At 65.9% G+C, this 14,085-nt stretch carries 14 protein-coding genes and 1 pseudogene; 4 read left to right on the top strand and 11 right to left on the bottom strand.

Translation table 11 applies throughout. The features are described 5' to 3' along the window. Positions 1-71 precede the first annotated feature (71 nt). From thiL to H3V53_RS19325, 4 genes are read left to right on the top strand one after another with little or no spacing between them, the layout of a single operon-like run. Entirely contained in the window at positions 72-1,079 is a 1,008-nt protein-coding gene (thiL, locus tag H3V53_RS19340; RefSeq protein ID WP_336599350.1) for a thiamine-phosphate kinase, read from the top strand. Continuing rightward, positions 1,069-1,707: a phosphatidylglycerophosphatase A family protein gene (locus H3V53_RS19335; RefSeq protein ID WP_336599349.1), complete on the top strand. Its 639-nt coding sequence runs from the start codon at positions 1,069-1,071 to the stop codon at positions 1,705-1,707. The genes thiL and H3V53_RS19335 overlap by 11 nt, the downstream gene beginning before the upstream one ends. Before the next feature lie 40 nt (positions 1,708-1,747). Continuing rightward, positions 1,748-2,248 carry a CinA family protein gene (locus H3V53_RS19330; protein ID WP_336599348.1) on the top strand — a complete coding sequence of 167 codons (501 nt, stop codon included), beginning with the start codon at positions 1,748-1,750 and terminating at the stop codon, positions 2,246-2,248. A gap of 7 nt (positions 2,249-2,255) precedes the next feature. After that, positions 2,256-2,822 (top strand): cupin domain-containing protein, encoded by a 567-nt coding sequence (locus H3V53_RS19325; protein WP_336599347.1) that lies wholly within the window; start codon positions 2,256-2,258, stop codon positions 2,820-2,822. On the opposite strand, the gene pyrF is transcribed toward H3V53_RS19325, so the two are convergent. The 11 genes and pseudogenes from pyrF to H3V53_RS19270 all read right to left on the bottom strand — a co-directional run. Further along, positions 2,806-3,621, bottom strand: coding sequence for an orotidine-5'-phosphate decarboxylase (pyrF, locus tag H3V53_RS19320; protein ID WP_054918882.1), 816 nt, complete (start codon positions 3,619-3,621; stop codon positions 2,806-2,808). The genes H3V53_RS19325 and pyrF overlap by 17 nt on opposite strands. A 154-nt stretch (positions 3,622-3,775) precedes the next feature. Next, positions 3,776-4,840, bottom strand: a complete 1,065-nt coding sequence (locus tag H3V53_RS19315; RefSeq protein ID WP_336599346.1) for an aldose 1-epimerase — start codon at positions 4,838-4,840, stop codon at positions 3,776-3,778. 194 nt (positions 4,841-5,034) lie between these two features. Next, positions 5,035-5,955, bottom strand: a complete 921-nt coding sequence (locus H3V53_RS19310; protein WP_336599345.1) for an SMP-30/gluconolactonase/LRE family protein — start codon at positions 5,953-5,955, stop codon at positions 5,035-5,037. After that, positions 5,952-6,761 (bottom strand): SDR family NAD(P)-dependent oxidoreductase, encoded by an 810-nt coding sequence (locus tag H3V53_RS19305; RefSeq protein WP_336599344.1) that lies wholly within the window; start codon positions 6,759-6,761, stop codon positions 5,952-5,954. The genes H3V53_RS19310 and H3V53_RS19305 overlap by 4 nt, the downstream gene beginning before the upstream one ends. A gap of 43 nt (positions 6,762-6,804) precedes the next feature. Beyond that, positions 6,805-7,821 (bottom strand): L-arabinose ABC transporter permease AraH, encoded by a 1,017-nt coding sequence (gene araH / locus H3V53_RS19300; RefSeq protein WP_054918868.1) that lies wholly within the window; start codon positions 7,819-7,821, stop codon positions 6,805-6,807. Positions 7,822-7,918: 97 nt separating this feature from the next. Then, entirely contained in the window at positions 7,919-9,433 is a 1,515-nt protein-coding gene (araG, locus tag H3V53_RS19295) for an L-arabinose ABC transporter ATP-binding protein AraG (RefSeq protein WP_336599343.1), read from the bottom strand. A gap of 202 nt (positions 9,434-9,635) precedes the next feature. Continuing rightward, positions 9,636-10,634 (bottom strand): substrate-binding domain-containing protein, encoded by a 999-nt coding sequence (locus tag H3V53_RS19290; protein WP_054918925.1) that lies wholly within the window; start codon positions 10,632-10,634, stop codon positions 9,636-9,638. Between the two features lie 190 nt (positions 10,635-10,824). Then, positions 10,825-11,611: pseudogene (locus tag H3V53_RS19285) on the bottom strand (SDR family oxidoreductase). Further along, positions 11,608-12,288 (bottom strand): 2-dehydro-3-deoxy-6-phosphogalactonate aldolase, encoded by a 681-nt coding sequence (locus H3V53_RS19280; protein ID WP_336599342.1) that lies wholly within the window; start codon positions 12,286-12,288, stop codon positions 11,608-11,610. Before H3V53_RS19280 ends, H3V53_RS19285 begins: the two are co-directional and overlap by 4 nt. 30 nt (positions 12,289-12,318) lie before the next feature. Further along, positions 12,319-13,362 carry a 2-dehydro-3-deoxygalactonokinase gene (locus H3V53_RS19275; RefSeq protein WP_336599341.1) on the bottom strand — a complete coding sequence of 348 codons (1,044 nt, stop codon included), beginning with the start codon at positions 13,360-13,362 and terminating at the stop codon, positions 12,319-12,321. Next, a partial coding sequence (locus H3V53_RS19270; protein WP_336599340.1) for an IclR family transcriptional regulator occupies positions 13,359-14,085 on the bottom strand: 727 nt, incomplete at its 5' end. The genes H3V53_RS19270 and H3V53_RS19275, both read right to left, overlap by 4 nt.

Raw genomic sequence — 14,085 nt, 5'->3', positions numbered from 1 at the left:
CGTTCGTTACGCGCTTCGTTACGCATATCGACCGATCTCGCCCGACCGCTTTTCGCACTTCACGCCTGGTTATGCTCTCAGAGTTTTCGCTGATCGACCGCTTCTTCGCGCGCCGCGCGTCCGCTTTGCCTCATCCGCAAGGGGCCGCCCTCGGAATCGGCGACGACTGCGCGCTGCTCGCGCCGCCCGCCGGCGAGATGCTCGCCATTTCGACGGACATGCTGGTCGAAGGCCGCCATTTCTTCCCCGATGTCGATCCGAAGGCGCTCGGACACAAGGCGCTCGCCGTGAACCTGTCGGACCTCGCGGCGATGGGCGCGAAGCCGCAGGCGTTCACACTGGCGTTCTCACTGCCGAAGGCCGACGCCGACTGGCTCTCGGCATTCAGCGACGGCCTGTTCGAGCTGGCCGGGCGTCAGGGCTGCGAACTGGTCGGCGGCGACACGACGAGCGGGCCGCTGAATCTGTGCATCACTGTGTTCGGCTCGGTGCCGCCGCAAGCGGCGCTGCGCCGCGACGCCGCGCAGCCCGGCGACGACATCTGGGTCTCGGGCACGCTGGGCGACGCGCGCGCGAGCCTCGGCGTGCAGCGCGGCGAATGGACCGCCGATGCCACCGACGCTGCGACATTCCGCCGCGCCATGGAATGGCCCGAGCCGCGCATCGCGCTGGGCCTCGCGCTGCGCGGCATCGCGCGGGCCGCGCTCGACGTCTCGGACGGTCTTGCGGGCGACCTGATGCACATTCTGGAGCGCTCGCAGGTGAATGCGTCCGTCGATGCCGACGCGCTGCCGCGTTCCGACGCGCTGCGCCGCCTTCCCGCCGACGTTCAGCGGCGCTGCACGATCGCGGGCGGCGACGACTACGAACTGTGCTTCACCGCGCCGTCCACCTTACGCGAAGCCGTCGTTGCGGCAGGTCAACAGGCGCGCGTGCCCGTGACGCGCATCGGTACAATAACTGCGCCCGATCCGGCAGGCGCGGTTTCCACCGCAGCGCCCATGATCGTGTGGCACGATGCGTCGGGCGCTCCCCTTACTTTGACGTTGCAAGGCTTCGATCATTTCCATGCAGAATGAATCCTCGTTTGGCCCCGCCGGCAGTTTCTCCGACGCGCCAACGGGCGGACAACCCGGTTCGTCGGACGCGTCAGGCGCCGCGCGCGACGGTATCTCCAGCGCAACCTCGAACGGCGAGCCGCAAGGCAAGCCGCGCGCGCCGAAGCCGCGACGCGCGAGTGCGCGCTTCATGCTGTCGCATCCGCTGCATATTCTGTCGCTGGGTTTCGGCAGCGGCCTGTCGCCCGTCGCGCCCGGCACGATCGGCACGCTGTTCGCGTGGGCGTCGTTCGCTGCGTTCAGCGCGCGGCTCACGGTCATCGAATGGGGCATTCTGATCGTGGCCGGGTTCGTCGCCGGCATCGGCATCTGCAGCTTCACGGCGAACAGGCTCGGCATTGAAGATCCGTCGTGCGTCGTGTGGGACGAAATCGTCGCGTTCTGGCTAGTGCTGCTGATCGTGACGCCCGCCGATTTCACCGGCCAGCTGTGGGCCTTCGTCGTGTTCCGCTTCTTCGACATGGTCAAGCCGCCCCCCATCCGTTATTTCGACCGCAGACTGAAAGGTGGTTTTGGCATCATGTTCGACGATCTCGTCGCGGCGTTTTTCACGTTGCTCGTGATTGCGCTCTGGCGGATGTCGGTCTGACGTTTTCCTCCTCTCGTCACGTCTCCTACCCGAGGCCAGCATGCCTACCGATTCCGTCGTTCACCAACTCGCCATTCGCGTCGGCAATCGTCTGCGGGACGAGCGGCTGATGCTTGCCACGGCCGAATCCTGTACGGGCGGCATGGTCGCGACGGCCATCACCGATATTTCCGGCAGCAGCGGCTGGTTCGAGCGCGGCTTCGTTACGTATTCGAACCAGGCAAAGAGCGAGATGATCGGCGTGCCCGCCGATCTGATCGACAAGCACGGCGCGGTGTCCGAGCCCGTGGCGCGGGCGATGGTCGAAGGCGCGCTGCGCAATTCGCGCGCGCAGGTGGCCGTGTCGATTACGGGCGTCGCCGGGCCCGGCGGCGGCACGGAGACGAAACCCGTCGGCATGGTCTGCTTTGGATGGAGCAACCGGCTTCACACCCTCGTCGAGACGCTGGTGTTCAAGGGCGATCGCGAGCGCGTGCGGGTGCAGGCCGCGACTCATGCATTGCGCGGCCTTCTGACCCTGCTCGACGAACGCGAACGCTAAAACGCAGATGGCCACGCGTCACGACCGCGACGAACTGATTCGCCGCTTCGATCTGCAACCGCATCCCGAAGGCGGCTTCTTTCGCGAGACGTATCGTGCGGCGCATGTCGTGCGCCGCGACGGCTCCGCCGATCGGCGCTCGGCGTCCACGGCGATCTACTACCTGCTCTGCGACGGCGCGCATTCCGCGTGGCATCGGATTCGCTCCGACGAGGTCTGGCACTTCTACGCCGGCGATCCGGTGAACGTCTACGTGCTCGACGACGATGGCGCGCTCGCCGTGCATCGGCTCGGCAATGCGCTCGAGCATCCCGATTGTGTCTTTCAGGCTGTCGTGCCCGCCGGCCGATGGTTCGCCGCCCAGTGCGACGAGGCAAACGGTGCGGCGAATATGGCGCTCGTCGGCTGCACGGTCGCGCCGGGGTTCGAATTCAGCGAGTTCGAGATTGCCGACGTCGAATCACTGCTGCGCGAGTATCCGCAGCATCGGGATCGGATCATCAGACTCGGGCCGGCCGCTGAGCACAACCGGCTCGGCACGCCCGACTCAGCGCACGTCAGCGAAACGCGTTGATGCGATCGCGCGTATCTTTCGCCGCTTGCGCCGCGGCTTCCACCCAGTCGTCGCCCTTGCTTGCGTAGAGGATCGCGCGCGACGAGTTGATCAGCATGCCCGTTCCCGCCGCCGTGCGTCCCGCCTTCACGGTCGCCTCGACGTCGCCGCCTTGCGCGCCGATGCCCGGAATCAGCAGCGGCATATCGCCGACGATGCCGCGCACCACTTCGATTTCCTTCGGGAACGTCGCGCCGACCACGAGCCCGAGTTGCCCTTTCGCGTTCCACTTTTGCGCCGCGAGTTGCGCGACGGTCTGATACAGCGGACGGCCGCCCGCTTCGAGAAACTGCAGGTCCGAGCCGCCCGGGTTCGACGTGCGGCACAGCACGATCACGCCCTTGCCATCGTGTTCGAGATACGGCTCGATCGAATCGAAGCCCATGTACGGATTCACCGTGACGGCGTCCGCGCGATAGCGGTCGAATGCTTCGCGCGCGTACTGCTCGGCCGTGCTGCCGATGTCGCCGCGCTTCGCATCGAGAATCACGGGCAGAGCGGGATGCTTCAGATGAATGTGCGCGATCAGCTGTTCGAGCTGCTCTTCCGCGCGATGCGCGGCGAAGTACGCGATTTGCGGCTTGAAGGACGACGCATACGGCGCGGTCGCATCGACGATCTTCTTGCAGAAGTCGAAGATCGCGTCCGAACGGTTGGCGTAGGCGCCGGGAAACTTCGACGGCTCAGGATCGAGGCCGACGCACAGCAGCGATTGGGTCGTGTGCCATGCGTGGTCGAGCGTCTGGATGAATGTGGACATGGAAAATCTCGCGGCGCTTCGGTGACGGATGAGGCGCGTATTTTACTCGCGCCGGACGATGTGAGCCCGCCCGGGCGCGGGCCGCGTCGCGCTATCTGGTCGCGCAGGTAGCCGCGCACTCAGTCGCACAATTGGCACGCCATGAGCGGCGAAGTTAGCCCCGCTTCGCCCCGCGCCCGCCCGCGACCGCGCGCAGACCCGTGCGCTCGACGGCGAAGCTGAACGAGCGCACGAGCCGCTCGCCGCGCGCGAGCATCGTCATGCCGTTGGCGGCCGCGCCGCCCGGCAGGTTCATCGCGTTGATCGGGTGATCGACGGGTTCGAAGCAGAAGAAGTCCTTCGACGCCGGCGTGTAAAGAATGTAGTACTCGGTATTCGCCGACATCGTCAGCGACAGCCGCCGCTTCGGCCACACGACCGTCGCGTGTCCGCTCCAGCCCGTGAACGCATGATTGACGACGCTACGCGGCAACGGATACGCGACGCCGAATTGCCACGCGGGCGGCACGGGCACATGGCGCACGGGCAGCCAGTCGTCGCCGGAGAGCCACAGGCCCGCCGCCGCCGCCGACAGTTGCGTGTCGGCGTCGCGCACCAGAAACGGATGCACGCCCAGCCCGAACGGCATCGCGTCGCGGCCGGTGTTTTCGACTTCGAGCGTGATGACGAGCGTCGCGCCGTCGAGCGTGTAGGTTTGCGTCGCGCGATACGCATACGGCTTGCCGTCGCGCAGGTCGAGCGTCAGCGTGACGCTTTCCTGGTCCGCCGCGGCCACGTCCCACTTCGCGAGCCAGCCGTCGCCGTGAATCGGCAGCGGTTCGCCCGCGCGGTTGCACGGCACGTCGATCGCGCGCTCGCCGAGCCGGAATTGACCCCCGCCGATCCGGTTCGAATACGGCAGCAGCGAGTAGCAGGCGAGTTCGTTCGCATCCGTATTGGCCGCGACATGACGGCAGCGTCTGAACACTGGCACCAGCGTGCCTTCGTTGCGAAAGTCGAAGCGCGTGATGCCGCCGCCGAGCGACGGCACGACATCGAGTCTCAAGAGTGAATTCGCGAGCGTCACGCATGCGACGTCGCCCGACGCGGCGTTGGTCGAGCCCACGGCCACGGCCGACGTGCTCGGTCCGGCCAGCACCGGCTGCACGGCGGCCGCGAGGCGTGCGCGGCGCGCGCGGGATTGTGGAGAAGACGGGACAGCGGAATCCGCGACAGTCATATCAAACTCCCACGAGAGGCATCGGACAGCGCCGTCTGCCCTTTGAAGAACGGACGGCGGCTTATGCGGGCGGCGCGACGCTGCGGCCGCCTCTTGGGTCTTTGTTGCATGCTGCGACTGCCCTGCTTCGGTTGCTTCGGTTGCTTCGGTTGCTTCGGTTTCCGGCCTGGGCGACAGTTGCCGACATCGGCCGGTTACGGCTTCGACGCCCGCAACGCCGGCGAGCCCTTGAACACCGGCTCCCGCAAGCCGCGTCGACGTTGCGTCGCGATGTACACGCCACCGGCACGCGTGTCGCCCGCCAGCGCCTTAGCATCGAGACCGACGCGCGCGCTCGTCACATACAGCGTGGCAAGTTGCGCGCCGCCCAGCGCGACGCAGCTGGGCTGCGCCGTCGGCACATCGATGCGCTCGGTTTCCACCCCGAGCGCATCGTAGCGCACGACGCGCCGTCCGCCCCACTGCGCGTTCCACAGGCCGCCTTCGCTATCGACGGCCGAGCCGTCCGGCTCGCCCGTCTTGTCCGTCAGCTTCACGAACAGGCGCTCGTTGGTCACGCTGCCGTCCGCGTGGTAATCGCACGCGCGGATTTCGAGCGTCGGCGAATCGCAGAAGTACATCGTCGCGCCGTCGGGACTGAACGCGATACTGTTCGAAATTGCGGGCGCTGGCAATGGCAATCTTTCCAGCGACAGATCGTGATTCAACCGGTAGAAGCCGCCGATGGGCTGCACCGGCGATGCCTCGTCCTTCGTGCCGAACACGAAGCGCCCCTGACGGTCGCAACGGCCGTCGTTGACGCGCGTGTTCATGCCCGGCTCGACATCGACGATCTGCTCGATCTCACCCGTCGCAAGGTCGAAGAAAGCGAGCCGCGACGCGAGACCCAACAGCATGTAATGCGGATCGGCGCACAACGCGAACGTGGACAGCCGCTCGGGCATGCGCCAGAACGTGCTGCGGCCATCGCGCGGATCGTAGCGCCACAGGCGCGCACCTTCGATATCGGTCCAGTAGAAGAGGCCCGCGCGCGCGTCCCACGTCGCGCCTTCCCCCAACGTGCACTTCGAATCGACGAGCAGTGCCGCCTGACCGTTCGTGACTGCGTCGCTCATGCCCAGCCTCCGTCCACGATGATGTCCTGCGCGGTGATCATGCGGCTGTCGTCGGCGGCGAGGAAGAGCGCCATACGCGCGAGGTCTTCGGGCAGCAACTCGCCCTCGATGCACTGGCCCTGCTTGATCGCGAGCCGGCCAGCGTCGTCGAGCCACAGGCGCTTTTGCTTCTCCGTCATCACCCAGCCGGGCACCAGCGCGTTGACGCGAATGTTGAAGGGACCGAGATCGCGCGCGAGCCCCTTCGTGAGCCCCTGCACCGCCGACTTCGACAGCGTGTAGACGGGAAAGCCGCCGTTCTTCAGCATCCAGCTGATCGAACCGAGGTTGATGATCGAGCCGCCTTTGGCCGCCTTCATGTCTTCCGCGACGGCCTGCGCCGCGAAAAACTGGTGACGGATGTTGACGGCGATGCCCGCGTCGAACGATTCGGGCGTCACGTCTTCGATCTTGTGACGCTTGTCGTTCGCCGCATTGTTCACCAGCACGGCAATCGGGCCGAGCGCCGCGCGCACGTCGGCGATCGCTTTTCTCAGTGCGTCGATGTCCGTCAGATCGACGCGCAGGAAAAGCGGCTTGTGGCGCGAATCGCCGAGTTGATCGGCGAGCGCGTCGCCCGCCGTTTCGTCGATGTCGAAGAACGCGACGCGCGCGTCCTGCGCCACGAAATGCTCGACGAACGACGCGCCGATGCCCGTCGCACCGCCCGTGATGAGCACCGTGCGGTCCACGAGGCTCGGATAGCGCGCGTAATGGGTGTGCGGGTTGTGCGCGTCGCGCGCGCTCGCGTTGGCGGGAGACGACATCGTTCGGTTTCCTTCTTCTGACATGGAGTGCAGGTTGCTCGCGTCAGTCACGCGAACCGCGGTTCTTCAACTGGTCCAGCAACACAGCCGCGAGCAGGATCGCGCCGCGCACGAGGTACTGGTAGAACGCGTCGATGTTCAGCAGGTTCATCACGTTTTCGACGGTGCCCATGATCAGCACGCCGATCACCACGCCCGAAATCGTCGCGCGGCCGCCGAGCAGCGACACGCCGCCCAGCACGCACGCCGAAATCACGTTCAGCTCGAAGCCTTCGGCCGCATTCGGCTGGCCCGACGTGATACGCGACGCGAGAATCACGCCCGCCAACGCCGTTACGGCACCTTGAATCAGGAAGATGTAGACGCGCGTGCGCTCAACATTGATACCCGCCAGACGCGACGCTTCCGGATTGCCGCCGATGGCTAGCGTGTTGCGGCCGTACACCGTCGAATTCAGCATCACGCCGAACACGATGAAGCACACCAGCGTCACCCAGATAGGCAGCGACACGCCGAACATCGAAAGGCCGCCGAGCGCGATGAACGTATCCGACGACACGCCCACCGCCTGACCGTGCGACACGATGAAGCCGAGGCCGCGCACGATTTCCATCGTCGCGAGCGTCGTGATCAGCGCGTTGATGCGCAGGTACGCAATCACGGCGCCGTTGACGAAGCCGATCACCGAACCGGCCACCACGGCCGCAATGATCGCGATAAACGTGTTGCCCGTCGCGTTGAGCACCATCGCGCACAGCACGCCCGCGAACGCGACCGTCGAGCCGACGGAGAGATCGAAGTCGCGCGACGCGAGACAGAACATCATCGTGCACGCGACCATGCCGATCTGCGAAATCGACAGCGCGAGGCCCAGCATGTTTTCGATCGAGAAAAAGTGATCGACGGTCAGCGACATCGTGATGAACATCACGGCAAAGATCACGATCAGGCTGTACTCCGTGATCTGCTGCCACCACTTCTGCTTGTCGCTGGCTTGCGGAATCAGCGCGTCGGCGGCGCTCTTGGCGGCCTGTTGCGCGAGGTTTTCTCTGGCTTGCATTTGGTTCACTCCTCCCGTTCCCCACGGGTTACAGGACAGTTGCAGGTCCCGTCAGTTACAGATGTCGTACGGCTATCGTGTCACGCGGCGCGGGCGTTCAGGCCGCCTGAGCCGTCGTCGAACTCTTCGGCAGCGCGAGGCTCAACACCGATTGCTCGGTGGCGGCGCTGCGCGGCAGCTCGCCGGAAATGCGCCCCTGGCGCATCACGACGATGCGGTCGGACACGCCCAGCACTTCCGGCAGTTCCGACGAAATCATCACAATCGCGCAGCCGCGCTCGGCGAGTTCATAAATCACGTTGTAGATCTCGTGCTTCGCGCCGACGTCGATGCCGCGCGTCGGCTCGTCGAGAATCACCACGCGCAGATCCGGTTCGGCGAGCCAGCGCGACAGAATCGCCTTCTGCTGGTTGCCGCCCGACAAAAAGCGGATCTTCTGGCGGCGGCTCGGCGTCTTGATCTTCAGCAGCTTGATGAAGCGGTCGGCCGTCTCCGCTTCCTTCTTGCGATCGAGAAACAGCCCCGCCTTCAGATAGTGACGGCGGCAGCTGATGTTGATGTTCTCAGCCACCGACGCAATCGCGACGATGCCTTCTTCCTTGCGGTCTTCCGGGCACAGCACGATGCCCTGGCGGATCGCTTCGCCTGCGCTCTTCACCTTGATCGGCTTGCCGTCGAGCACGAGTTCGCCGCCCTTCTTCGGGTCGTCGCCGTAAATCAGGTGCATCAGTTCGCTGCGGCCCGCGCCCACCAGACCGAAGAAGCCGACGATCTCGCCGCGCCGCACGTCGAAGCTCGCGGGCTCGGCAAGCGGATGGCCCTCGATGTTTTTCGCCGAGAAGCGCACCTCGCCGAGATCGCGCGGCCGGTAACCATAAATGTCGGAGATTTCGCGGCCCACCATTTCGCTGACGATGGTGTCGCGGCTCACGCCTTCCAGAGAAGGATGCGACGCCACCTTGCGGCCGTCGCGGAAAATCGTGCACGCGTCGCACAACTGATAGATCTCGTCCATCCGGTGCGAGATGTAGATCAGCGCGCGGTTGTCGGCGCGCAGGTCGCGCACCAGCTTGAACAGCACTTCTGTTTCGCGATGCGACAGCGAGCTGGTCGGTTCGTCGAGCGCGATCACGCGCGCGTTGCGCATCAGCGCCTTGCAGATTTCGACCATCTGCCGTTGCGCGATGGAGAGCTTGCGCAGCTTCGCGTTCGGATCGAGATCGACGCCCATTGCCGCGAGCTGCTCGCGCACGAAACGCTTCGCGTCACTCTTCTTCACGAAGCCGACCGTGTTCGGCAAGCGGCCGAGCAGCAGGTTCTCGGACACCGTGAGATCCGGCACGTATTGCAGTTCCTGGTGTATCACCGCGATACCCGCCGCAATCGACGCGCCCGCGTTCGTGAAGCGCACTTCGTTTTCGTCGATCAACACGCGGCCGGAGTCCGGCTGATATTCACCGCCCAGAATTTTCAGCAGGGTCGATTTCCCTGCGCCGTTTTCGCCCATCAGGCCATGCACCTGGCCGGCGTGCACGTCGAAAGAAATTCCGTCGAGCGCACGCACGCCTGGAAACACCTTGCCGATATTGTCAAAACGCAGCGTCGCTGACACTTTGCCTCCTGTTGCTTCGATTGAACCTTCGTGCATGCGCGGCCTTCTGACTTCGCCCGCACGACGGCTTGCCCTTCTGCTTCTGTTGCGTCAGATACCGTTCGCGCGCGCCGCTCATGCCGACCCGGCGCACGCCGCTCATGCCGACCCGGCGCGCGCCGCGCATGGGTGCCGCGACGGCACTCACGCGCACTCGCTTCGCTTACTTCGATGCGAGACCCATCTTTTCACGCACTTCGCCGACGTTGTCGCGCGTGGCCAGCATGCCCGTCGTCAGCGTGAGCTTCGGCGGTTCCTTGCCTTGCGTGATCCACGCGTACATCAGTTCCGACGTTTCCTCGCCGTGGCGCTTCGGGCTGATGATGACCGTGCCGAAGAAGCCCGTCGGCGCCGGCTTCTTGAACTCGTTGAGTGCCGAGTCCGAGCCGCCGATACCGATGCCGATCATGTTGTCGGCCTTGAAGCCGCGGCCTTCCGCTGCGCGCACGGCGCCGAGCACGGCTTCGTCGTTCAGGCCGTAAGCGACCCAGTGCTTGAAGTTCGGGTTCTTCGTCAGCGCGATGTTGGCGGCGTTGAACGCGTTTTCCGTGTCGGTCTTCGCTTGCGGCGCGGCGATGATGTTGGCCTTCGGGAAACCGGCTGCGAGCAGCGCGTCGGTGGCGCCCGACGTGCGGTCATGCGCCGTCGGCAGCTGTTCGTAGGTCACGTCGATGGCGCCGACGTCCTTCATGTCCCAGCCGCGCTTCTTGATTTCAGCCGCGATGCCTTCGCCAACCTGCTTGCCGATGTTGTAAGCCGAGATGCCCATGTGCGGCACCGACTCGATCGGCTTGCCTGCGCCGTCGACGAGACGGTCGTCGACCGTCATCATCTTCAGGTTGTCAGCCTTCGCCTTCGCGACGATGCCCGGTCCGAGCTTGACGTCCGGCGTGCAGATCACGAAGCCCTGCGCCTTTTGCGCAGCGAGGTTGTCGATCGCGCTCATCACCTTCTCGCCCGACGGCGCGCCGATCTTCACCAGCGTGAAGCCCTTTTCCTTCGCTGCCTGCTCGGCGAACTTCCACTCGTCCTGGAACCACGGTTCTTCCGGCTGCTTCACGAGGAAGCCGATCTTGACCTGGTCGGCGGCTTGCGCGACGGGGCCGTTGAAGAGCACCGCCGTCGCCGCTGCTGCCAGCGTGAGGAAAATTCTGCGTTTCATGATGCGTGTCTCCTGACTAATGAGTAACGAGAAGGTATTGGCCGCGTCTTCTTGTACCGCCATCGACACACGCGGCCAGCGCGTCAGGCGGTTCACACCGTCGCCCCTTCGTCGAGGCGGCTTTGCTGCTTTTCTGTTTCCTTCGCTACTGCTTTGTTCTTTGTGACTTCAGTCTTGCGTCAGTCGCGCTTCAGTCGTGATACAGCGCCGAGCGCCCGCCATCGACGGTAATGCAGCTCGCGTTGATGAACGGCGCTTCGTCCGACGCGAGAAAGACAGCCGTCATCGCCACTTCTTCCGGCTTGCCGATGCGCTTCATCGGCTGGAGGTCGAGCGTGGCCTGTTGCGCGGCGGCGGGATCGGCCTGGCCGTTCCACCAGTCGCGCGTCAACTGCGTTTCGATGTAACCCGGCGCAATCGCATTCACGCGCACGTTGCGCGGCGCGTACTCGATGCCGAGCGCGCGCGTGAGCCCGATCACGCCATGCTTCGCGACGGGATATGGGAAGCAGCCCGGAATGATCTTGAACGAGTGTGTCGACGCGATGTTCACGATGCTGCCCGCGCCGCGCGCCACCATCCCCGGCAGCACCGCGCGGCAGCCGTTCCACACGCCGTCGAGATCGACGGCGAAACAGCGGCGCCAGTCGTCGTCGGTCATGGTCAGCGGGTCGCAGAACACGTTGATGCCGGCGTTGTTCACGAGCACGTCGACTGGGCCGAACGCCTTTTCCGCTTCGCGCACCGCGCGCTGCACGGACGCCGCTTGCGTGACGTCCGTCTGCACCGCGAGCGTCTTGCCGCTCGTTTGCGACCGCGAGCGAGGCGATCTCGGCGGCCGTGCGCTGCGCCGTTTCGATGTCGAGTTCGGCGAGCACGACAGCGGCGCCCTCGCGTGCGAACGCCGTCGCGATCGCCGCGCCGATTCCGCGTCCCGCGCCCGTCACCAGCGCGACTTTGCCTTGCAGGCGGTTCATTTCTTCACGCCGGCGCGCGCGATGCGCAGCCCGTTGATGAAAGCCTTCGCGTGCGCGGCCGTCGACGTCGCCGGCTGGCCGGGCTTGTAGAGCGCCGAGCCGAGGCCAAAGCCGTTGGCGCCCGCGCTCAGGAACGGCCCCATGTTGTCCGGCGCGATTCCGCCCACGGGCAACAGCGGCACGTCCTTGTGCAGCACCGCGCGCCACGCCTTCACGACCTGGCAGCCAAGCTGCTCGGCGGGGAACATCTTCAGCACGTCGGCGCCGTTCTTCAGCGCGACGAATGCTTCCGTCATCGTCGCGACGCCAGGCGCGCACGCCATCGCGAGCGACTTCGCCGTCGTCACCACTTCGGGGTCGCTGTGCGGCATCACGATCAGCTCGCCGCCCGCCGCTTTCACGTCGTGCACGAGTTCGCCGCGCAGCACCGTACCCGCGCCGATGATGGCGTCGGCAGGCAGCGCGTGGCGGATGGCCGCGATGCTGTCGAACGGGTCCGGCGAATTCAACGGCACTTCGATGATGCGAAAGCCCGCTTCATACAAGGCGCGGCCGTGATCGGCGGCGTCAGCGGGCGTGATGCCGCGCAGGATCGCGACGAGCGGGCACGCTTCGAAAGCGGCCATCAGGCCGGCGTGCGGCTGGTACGGTGCGGGCAGATTCAGGTCGAGTTGCATGGCGATTCCTTTCGTGTGTTGCCGGATGCGTCAGCTCGCTTTTTGCGCCGCCTGGGCCGCGCCCGGCGTTTCGCCGACGAGACCCGCTTGCGTCGCGATGCGCCACAAGCCGCGCTCCGTCGCCTCTTTGACGAGTTCCGCCTGCTGACAGCCGAACTGCGCCAGCGCGAGCCGATATCGTTCGCACAACGCCTCGTTGCCGATCAGCTTCAATGCGGTGCCGGCGAGCGTCGTTTGCTGCTGTGCGAGCGACGCCTCGAGGCCGCTCAGTTCGTGACCGATCAGCAGCCCCGACAGATAGTCCGGCTGCTGCTCGCGCGTCAGTTGCCCCGTGAGGCCGAGGGTGCGCGTGCTGAAAATGGTCGCCAGCATCCCCGCCTTGCCCTCGTCGCGCGCGACGCGCACGCCGCGCAGGAAGGCACCCGTGTCGGGGCGGTCGGGCGTGGTCATCGTGCGGCCGAGAATGGTGTGCTCCGACAACGCGGCGAACACTTCGCCCGTCATGAAGGTGTCGAAGCGCTCGATCCGCGCATCGCGCACCATCACCCATTTGGCATGCGTGCCGGGCAGGCCGATCAGCGCGCCGCTGCCGGCCGCCGATGCTTGCGCGCATGCGAGCGCGCCGAAAATCTGCGTTTCCTCGCCGCGCATGACGTTGGGCAGTTCGCCGTTCTGCAGCACGCCGGGCACGATGTGCAACGTGACGCCGCGCGCCGTCTGCACGCGCACGATGCCGTCGACGAGCGCTTCGGCGCTGGCAGGCGCGTTCACATACGGCGCCTCCTTCCAGCCCTGCGCGCTGCCCACCATGCCGGCGGCGATCACGGGCAGTCCGGGCGCGCGGTCGAGCCACCCGCCGACGGCACTGTCGAACGCGGCATCGAAGCCGCCTTCCGCTGCCGGGCGCGGCAGATTCATGATGCCCGCCGTCGACGCGCGCGTGTCGAGCACCGCGCCATTCGCGTCGAACAGATACGCGCGCAGCGACGTCGTGCCCCAATCGAGCGCGATCAATGCAGCGCTGCCCGCGTGCTGGGTCTGTGCCGGGGACAGGGTCGAGCCCGTCTGAGTCATCGTTTGATCCTGCGGGTAGTCGGTTGCGGAACGCGCCAGCCTAGCTCTTCCGAAATGGCACGCGCTTCGCGCTGCACGACGGGGATCAGTTCGTCCATCCGCTCGAGCGACATGTACGGAATCGTGCTCGCCACCGACAGCGCCGCGACGATCGAACCCGACGCGTCGCGCACGGGCGCCGCGACGCAGCGGATCGACGCTTCGTTCTCTTCCAGGTCGAACGTGAAGCCGCCCGCCGAGTAGTGCGTCATGCGCTGCATGAAGGTCTGCTGGTCGGGGCGGTTGTCGGGCTTGAAGCTCATGCCTGCTAGCGCGCGGCGCGACGCGTCGAACAGCGACTGCCACTGGTCGGGCACGAGGTCGAGCATCATCGCCTTGCCGATACCAGTGGAGGCGAGCGGCATCCGGTGGCCGACGCGCGAGCGCATTTCGAGGCCGCGCGTGCCGGGAATCTTGTCGATGTACAGCACGTCGTCGCCGTCGCGCACGCCGAGGTGGATCGTGTCGTGCGTGAGTTCGGCGAGCGATTCCAGATGCGGACGCGCAACCTGCGTGAGCGGCATCTGTTCGAGCGCAATCGTGCCGAGTTCGATCAGCTTCGGGCCGAGCAGATAGCCGCCCGGCCCCAAGTAAGGCATCTGTCGCGTCATGGCCGGCATCCCCGTCGACAGCACCGCGTTCGCGGTGTTCGACATGCAGGAACTCACCGCCGATACCTTCGAC

This window comes from Paraburkholderia bengalensis, from assembly GCF_037126505.1.
In the GTDB taxonomy this organism is placed as follows: Bacteria; Pseudomonadota; Gammaproteobacteria; order Burkholderiales; family Burkholderiaceae; genus Paraburkholderia; species Paraburkholderia bengalensis.
The sequence above is the reverse complement of the archived record's forward strand: the minus strand, read 5'-3'. Positions and strand labels throughout refer to the sequence as shown.

What these genes read in the sequence shown, in the direction of transcription:
- thiL (WP_336599350.1), top strand. Translation starts at nt 72, where the DNA reads ATGCTCTCAGAGTTTTCGCTGATCGACCGCTTCTTCGCGCGCCGCGCG.
- araH (WP_054918868.1), bottom strand. Translation starts at nt 7,821, where the DNA reads ATGCAAGCCAGAGAAAACCTCGCGCAACAGGCCGCCAAGAGCGCCGCC.
- H3V53_RS19290 (WP_054918925.1), bottom strand. Translation starts at nt 10,634, where the DNA reads ATGAAACGCAGAATTTTCCTCACGCTGGCAGCAGCGGCGACGGCGGTG.
- H3V53_RS19335 (WP_336599349.1), top strand. Translation starts at nt 1,069, where the DNA reads ATGCAGAATGAATCCTCGTTTGGCCCCGCCGGCAGTTTCTCCGACGCG.
- H3V53_RS19275 (WP_336599341.1), bottom strand. Translation starts at nt 13,362, where the DNA reads ATGACTCAGACGGGCTCGACCCTGTCCCCGGCACAGACCCAGCACGCG.
- H3V53_RS19330 (WP_336599348.1), top strand. Translation starts at nt 1,748, where the DNA reads ATGCCTACCGATTCCGTCGTTCACCAACTCGCCATTCGCGTCGGCAAT.
- H3V53_RS19280 (WP_336599342.1), bottom strand. Translation starts at nt 12,288, where the DNA reads ATGCAACTCGACCTGAATCTGCCCGCACCGTACCAGCCGCACGCCGGC.
- pyrF (WP_054918882.1), bottom strand. Translation starts at nt 3,621, where the DNA reads ATGTCCACATTCATCCAGACGCTCGACCACGCATGGCACACGACCCAA.
- H3V53_RS19310 (WP_336599345.1), bottom strand. Translation starts at nt 5,955, where the DNA reads ATGAGCGACGCAGTCACGAACGGTCAGGCGGCACTGCTCGTCGATTCG.
- H3V53_RS19305 (WP_336599344.1), bottom strand. Translation starts at nt 6,761, where the DNA reads ATGTCGTCTCCCGCCAACGCGAGCGCGCGCGACGCGCACAACCCGCAC.
- H3V53_RS19315 (WP_336599346.1), bottom strand. Translation starts at nt 4,840, where the DNA reads ATGACTGTCGCGGATTCCGCTGTCCCGTCTTCTCCACAATCCCGCGCG.
- H3V53_RS19325 (WP_336599347.1), top strand. Translation starts at nt 2,256, where the DNA reads ATGGCCACGCGTCACGACCGCGACGAACTGATTCGCCGCTTCGATCTG.